6 protein-coding genes and 1 other annotated feature are annotated in these 5624 nt (G+C 41.3%); all 6 genes read right to left on the minus strand.

All coding sequences use genetic code 11. The features are described 5' to 3' along the window. Positions 1-27 precede the first annotated feature (27 nt). The 6 genes from rplJ to clpX all read right to left on the minus strand — a co-directional run bounded on the left by rplJ (position 28) and on the right by clpX (position 5508). Positions 28-528, minus strand: coding sequence for a 50S ribosomal protein L10 (rplJ, locus tag STRDD04_RS03140; protein ID WP_062199283.1), 501 nt, complete (start codon positions 526-528; stop codon positions 28-30). Between the two features lie 38 nt (positions 529-566). Next, positions 567-701: a sequence feature (ribosomal protein L10 leader region), on the minus strand. 94 nt (positions 702-795) lie between these two features. Next, complete coding sequence (locus STRDD04_RS03145) at positions 796-1593, minus strand: formate/nitrite transporter family protein (RefSeq protein ID WP_062199285.1); 798 nt, start codon at positions 1591-1593, stop codon at positions 796-798. Positions 1594-1700: 107 nt separating this feature from the next. Further along, complete coding sequence (gene mmuM / locus STRDD04_RS03150; RefSeq protein WP_062199287.1) at positions 1701-2648, minus strand: homocysteine S-methyltransferase; 948 nt, start codon at positions 2646-2648, stop codon at positions 1701-1703. Positions 2649-2838: 190 nt separating this feature from the next. Then, positions 2839-3546 carry a glucosaminidase domain-containing protein gene (locus STRDD04_RS03155; protein WP_062199289.1) on the minus strand — a complete coding sequence of 236 codons (708 nt, stop codon included), beginning with the start codon at positions 3544-3546 and terminating at the stop codon, positions 2839-2841. A gap of 134 nt (positions 3547-3680) precedes the next feature. Beyond that, the gene (gene yihA / locus STRDD04_RS03160) at positions 3681-4268 is read right to left on the minus strand and encodes a ribosome biogenesis GTP-binding protein YihA/YsxC (protein ID WP_062199291.1); all 588 of its coding nucleotides are present in this window, start codon (positions 4266-4268) and stop codon (positions 3681-3683) included. A gap of 10 nt (positions 4269-4278) precedes the next feature. Next, on the minus strand, positions 4279-5508 hold the full coding sequence (clpX, locus tag STRDD04_RS03165; protein ID WP_037617718.1) for an ATP-dependent Clp protease ATP-binding subunit ClpX: 1230 nt from the start codon (positions 5506-5508) through the stop codon (positions 4279-4281). Positions 5509-5624 lie beyond the last annotated feature (116 nt).

Raw genomic sequence — 5624 nt, forward strand, 5'->3', positions numbered from 1 at the left:
AGCTAGGCTACGCTGCGTAGCTTAAGATTAAGCTGCGTCTTCTTTGCTTTCTGCAACTGCTTTGACAGCAAGTGCAACGTTGCGAACTGGCGCTTGAAGTACAGAAAGGAGCATAGAAAGAAGTCCTTCGCGGTTTGGAAGAGTTGCAAGTGCAATAATCTCTTCTTTTGATGCGACAGCGCCTTCGATAGCACCACCTTTAATTTCAAGTGCATCTGCGTTCTTAGAAAAATCGTTCAAGATTTTCGCTGGTGCGATAACATCTTCGTTAGAAAATGCTACTGCAGATGGTCCAACAAATACTGATGCAAGATCTTCAAGTCCAGCTTTTTCAGCTGCACGACGTAAGATTGAGTTTTTGATTACTTTGTACTCAACTTCGCTTCCACGAAGCTCACGACGAAGAACGGTATCTTGATCAACTGTCAAACCACGAGCGTCAACAACGACGATTGATGCGGCAGCTTTCATCTTTTCAGCTACTACGTCAACTAATTCCGCTTTTTTAGCAATAATTGCTTCACTCATTTAGTGTTTCACCTCCGTAATTATTTTGCTTGGGGAATTTTTCCAAAAGAAAAACGCGCCCAAACCTAGACACGAAAGTACAATACGCTTCTTTTACATGATACGTTTTGTCCTCGGTAGGATCTTTATGAGTCAAGCTCCCCTACTGTCTTAGGCAGTTTTTTCAAACCGTTAATAATGATAGCACAGATAAAAAAAGATTGCAAGTCTTTTGTGCAATCTTTTTAAAATATTTTTTATAGAATTATTGCAACACCAAGCTGCAGATTAATCTACATAATGTTCTTCTTTTTTATTGAACCAAGCGTATGGCAGACCGATCAGAAGACCACCACCAATCAAGTTCCCTACGAAGGTCACAGCCCAGTGACGCAGGATATTTCCGATGCCAAAATTTGCCACCTCTGATGCAGCTGAGCTAAACTTAACGATAGCAAAAGAAGCAAAGTTGGCTGCCAAGTGTTCGTTGGTTAAGAATACAAACATATAAATGGCTGAAATAACCAAGAAAAGCTTGGCTGTACTATCCTTGACTAAGACAAAGGAAAGAATAGCAATATTAACAAAGACATTGGCCAATATGCCCTCAAGTAAAACAAGTTCATTAGAACGAGCAAGCTTCATCTGCACAACACCAGCAATGAAACTGTCCTTGCTAAGTCCTGCATAAGCCGCCGAATTGGCAAAGAGCCAACCAGCAATCAGAGCCCCAATCAGGTTAAAGAAGGTACAATAGAACAAAATAATCAGCGCTTTTTTCCAATCAATCTTCTTTAGGAAAGTACCAGCTGTCAGAAACATCATATTGGATGTCACCAGCTCGGCATTTAGAAAGACGATATAGGCCAAGCCCCAAGCGAAGATAAAGGGAAAGAGAAAGCGTCCAGTTCCTGGGACAATCTTATTTGTCAAATCTGCTGCAATAGCTCCTGCTCCTGTACTAAAGGTTAGAAAAGCTCCCGCAAAGATAGAGCGGACAGCATACTTACCCTTGTTTGTATCGAACAAGCCTTCTTTCTTGCGACAAGCTGCTTCTAGTTTTGGAATAAATGTCGATTCGACCATTATAATTTCTCCTCTAAATTAAACTATGTACAGTATATCACAAACTTTTATTTTTCGAAAGCGTTTTCTGTAAGTTTTTCTAAAAATGAAATTGAAAATCAACATTTTCAATTTCTTAGACTACTAGCTAGCTGCTTGATATCTTCTGGCCGTGTTCGACAACAACCGCCAAATAGCTGAACTCCCTGCTCTCGCCAGAGTTTGCTGTTTTCCAGCAAGTCCTTGTCCTGTTTAGAATTATCATGCCAAGTATTGGTCACACCATTATAAATTTCTCCAGAATTTGGATAGGTCAACAAAGGTTTATCGCACACTTGTCGAAGTCTCTCTAATAAGGGAGCAATCAAATGCGGAGCTGTACAGTTAAAACCGACCGCCAACACTTGCAGGCTAGATTGAGCCAAGGCTCCTACTTCTTTGATAGGCGTCCCATCTGAGATAGCTGATTCTGTCTGAGCGGTAAAGGACAGATAGGCCTCCGCCTGCGGAAATTCTTCTGCTAAGAGTCGGAGGAGCGCTGCCGCTTCTTCTCCATTTGGAATCGTTTCAATAGCTAACAAATCACTTCCTGCTTCTAGTAAAGCTTGGATACGCGGACGATGAAAATCACGGAATTCTGCCTCACTCAGCTGATAGTTTCCCGTGTATTCTGAACCGTCAGCCAGATAAGCAGCATAAGGCCCTACCGAGCCTGCCACCAGAGGATAGGAGCGCTGCTTCTGCTCATCTAACGATAAACCCTGCCAGACATTTTTGATAGCAGTCTGCGCTAAAAAGACCGTCTCTTTGAGAAGGGCATAGGCTTTTTCCGTATTTAGACCTGCATCTACAAAAGATGGAATACTAGCCTGATAACTAGAAGTGGTGATGATGTCACTGCCAGCCCGAACATAAGCCTCATGCAAGTCTTGAATAATCTGAGGTTTATCTAACAGATACTTAGCTGACCAGAGCTTGCCTGAAACGTCATAGCCCCGACTTTCCAGCTCTGTCCCCAAGGCTCCGTCCAAGATAATCATTTCTTGCTTTTCAAGTAAATTTTTAAATTTTCCCATTTCTTTCTCCTAAAACTTTAGATGACGAAGATGATGATAAATAAAGTTATGTAACCCTGTACCTTCTCTTGATTTATATCGAAATCCGCTCATTCAAGCAATATTCGTGAAATAAAACAGCCCAACTCATTTCATTCAGAGTCAGGCTGTTCCCGTATGTCTCACTCCGTTTTAAGAAATGAGTATCCTATTAATTGTACTTACTTGCCCAAGCAATATCGACATCTAAAACTTCTTGTGAGGTGTATTGTTGTCGATAAGGGTTGTAAACCATGCCATCAAATCCATATTGGAAACTGGGAGTGTCAAAACGAGTTAAATCGTATTTTTCAATAATAGCATTTAATTTCAGATTATAGCTACTGTCTGTTGCGTAGACGCCAGTCAGCGCAGCTGTTGCATCTTGATAGGTTGGAGCATTACTCTTCCAAGCCCCAGCAAAATGATTTTGTTTTAAAACGTAAGCATAATCTTGAAGTGATTCCGCATAACTAGGATAAGAACGAAATTCATCATGGATAACGCTAGCATTTCCCTGACCATCATCTTCCCATGTCTGCATCGTTGCAGACTGACCTGCATATTGCCCTTTAATGCCAAATAGATTGTAGTGCGGTGCATCAGATAAACCTGATTGACCAGATCCACTCTCCAAAATAGCTTGAGCAATCATCACAGAGGCATATAAATCATTGTCTTGTGCCAACTGTCTCGCTGGCTCACCAATTTGTGAAATGAAATAATCCGTTTGACTCATCGGCTGTTGTCCGTTATCATCATAAGCACTTGCTGGGTTGATGCGGTTTACCAGAACAAAACCAACAGTAATGGCTGAAACTAGCACAAAGATATTAGTAAGAAGTTTTTTTCCTCTTTTAGACAATCTTCTCTTTTTCATCATTTTCTCCTAAATTATTGTTTCTAGACTTCATTATTGTACCATATTATATGATTAAAAAGTGCTATTGGAAAGTTACAAGTTTGTAACATTTTGCAAAAAGAAATCTGGGTCTAAAATGAACCAGACTTCTTTTAAATTTTCGCTAAAATAGCATCCCAAGCTTCATCCAAACCAGCTTTATTGACTGATGAAAAAATGATAAAATCATCATTCTTGTCAAAGTCCAGCTTTTTCTTGATAGCACTTTCATATTTGTTCCACTTACCGCGCGGAATCTTATCCGCCTTGGTTGCTACGACGATGACTGGAATTTCATAATATTTGAGAAACTCGTACATCTGAACATCATCTGCACTAGGGTCATGACGCAGGTCTACTAGGCTCACGACCGCTCTCAGATTATCACGGCTAGTCAGATATTCCTCGATCATCTTGCCCCACTTGGCCCGCTCACTCTTGGAAACTTTGGCATAGCCATAACCAGGTACATCCACAAAACGCAACTTGCCATCGATGTCAAAAAAGTTTAGCAATTGCGTTTTACCGGGTTTTCCCGATGTCCGAGCTAGATTTTTGCGGTTAAGCAGTGTATTGATAAAGCTGGATTTTCCGACATTGGAGCGACCAGCCAGAGCAATTTCAGGAATACTATCTTGAGGATAGTGTGATTTATTGGCTGCGCTCAGCAAAATCTCAGCATTGTGTGTATTGATTTCCATAAGCACCTCGTTAGGCAGTTTCCAGAATCGGCTTATCTGTTCCATCTACTGCTGCTTTGGTAATACGGACCAGTTTGACATTTTCCTGACTTGGAACTTCAAACATGACGTCCATCATGGTTTCTTCGATGATTGAGCGGAGTCCGCGGGCACCTGTTTTGCGTTCGATCGCTTTATTTGCAATCTCTTGTAGGGCATCCTCGTCAAATTCCAATTTGACATCATCATAAGAGAGAAGGGCTTGATACTGCTTGACAAGAGCATTCTTTGGTTCACTTAAAATTCGAACTAAATCGTCAACAGTCAACTGCTCCAAAGCTGCAAATACTGGCAAGCGTCCAATCAGCTCAGGAATTAGTCCAAATTTCTGGATATCTTCGGCAATGATTTCCTGCATATAGGAACCACCTTCGTCAATGGCACGATTATTTTGGCCAAAACCGATAATCTTCTCACCAAGACGTTGTTTGACAATTTCTTCGATACCGTCAAAAGCACCGCCAACAATGAAAAGAATATTCTTGGTATCAACTTGAATCATTTCTTGCTGCGGATGCTTGCGGCCACCTTGAGGAGGCACACTGGCTACTGTTCCTTCGATAATCTTTAGCAAGGCTTGCTGAACACCTTCACCTGAAACATCACGGGTAATGGAAACATTCTCGCTCTTCTTGGCAATTTTGTCGATTTCATCCACATAGATGATGCCACGTTCTGCCCGCTCAATATTAAAGTCTGCCGCCTGTAAGAGCTTGAGCAGGATATTCTCTACGTCTTCACCGACATAGCCAGCCTCAGTCAAGGCTGTCGCATCCGCGATAGCAAAAGGAACATTGAGACTGCGTGCCAAGGTCTGAGCCAGGAAGGTTTTACCAGATCCAGTCGGACCAATCATGAGGATATTGGATTTTTGCAGCTCCACATCATCCTCTTCACGGCTATCATGAAAATTAATCCGCTTGTAGTGGTTGTAAACAGCAACAGCCAAAGCTCGCTTCGCTCGATCTTGACCAATCACATAGTGATTCAAAATATTGAGCAATTCTTGCGGTTTTGGTACTTCAGAAAGATCAGCCAGGACTTCTTCAGCTAATTCTTCTCGGATAATTTCCTGCGCTAATTCGACACATTCATTACAGATAAAGGCATTGTTGCCTGCGATGATTTTTTGGACTTCGTCCTGATTCTTTCCGCAGAAAGAACAATACACCATCATCTCATTATTACGATTTGTAGGCATTTTCTACTCCAATTCTAAATTTCTATTTCATTATTCTCATACATTTTAAAAGAGGGTCATGTAAAAAGCATGGATGGAATTGACCAAATTAGTAAAAGCATTTAACAAAAATAGAA

It is taken from the genome of Streptococcus sp. DD04, from assembly GCF_001578725.1.
Taxonomy (GTDB): Bacteria; Bacillota; Bacilli; order Lactobacillales; family Streptococcaceae; genus Streptococcus; species Streptococcus sinensis.

Excerpts from the sequence above, each read along its gene's own strand:
- rplJ (WP_062199283.1), bottom strand. The coding sequence starts at position 528 with ATGAGTGAAGCAATTATTGCTAAAAAAGCGGAATTAGTTGACGTAGTA.
- STRDD04_RS03145 (WP_062199285.1), bottom strand. The coding sequence starts at position 1,593 with ATGGTCGAATCGACATTTATTCCAAAACTAGAAGCAGCTTGTCGCAAG.
- mmuM (WP_062199287.1), bottom strand. The coding sequence starts at position 2,648 with ATGGGAAAATTTAAAAATTTACTTGAAAAGCAAGAAATGATTATCTTG.
- STRDD04_RS03155 (WP_062199289.1), bottom strand. The coding sequence starts at position 3,546 with ATGAAAAAGAGAAGATTGTCTAAAAGAGGAAAAAAACTTCTTACTAAT.
- yihA (WP_062199291.1), bottom strand. The coding sequence starts at position 4,268 with ATGGAAATCAATACACACAATGCTGAGATTTTGCTGAGCGCAGCCAAT.
- clpX (WP_037617718.1), bottom strand. The coding sequence starts at position 5,508 with ATGCCTACAAATCGTAATAATGAGATGATGGTGTATTGTTCTTTCTGC.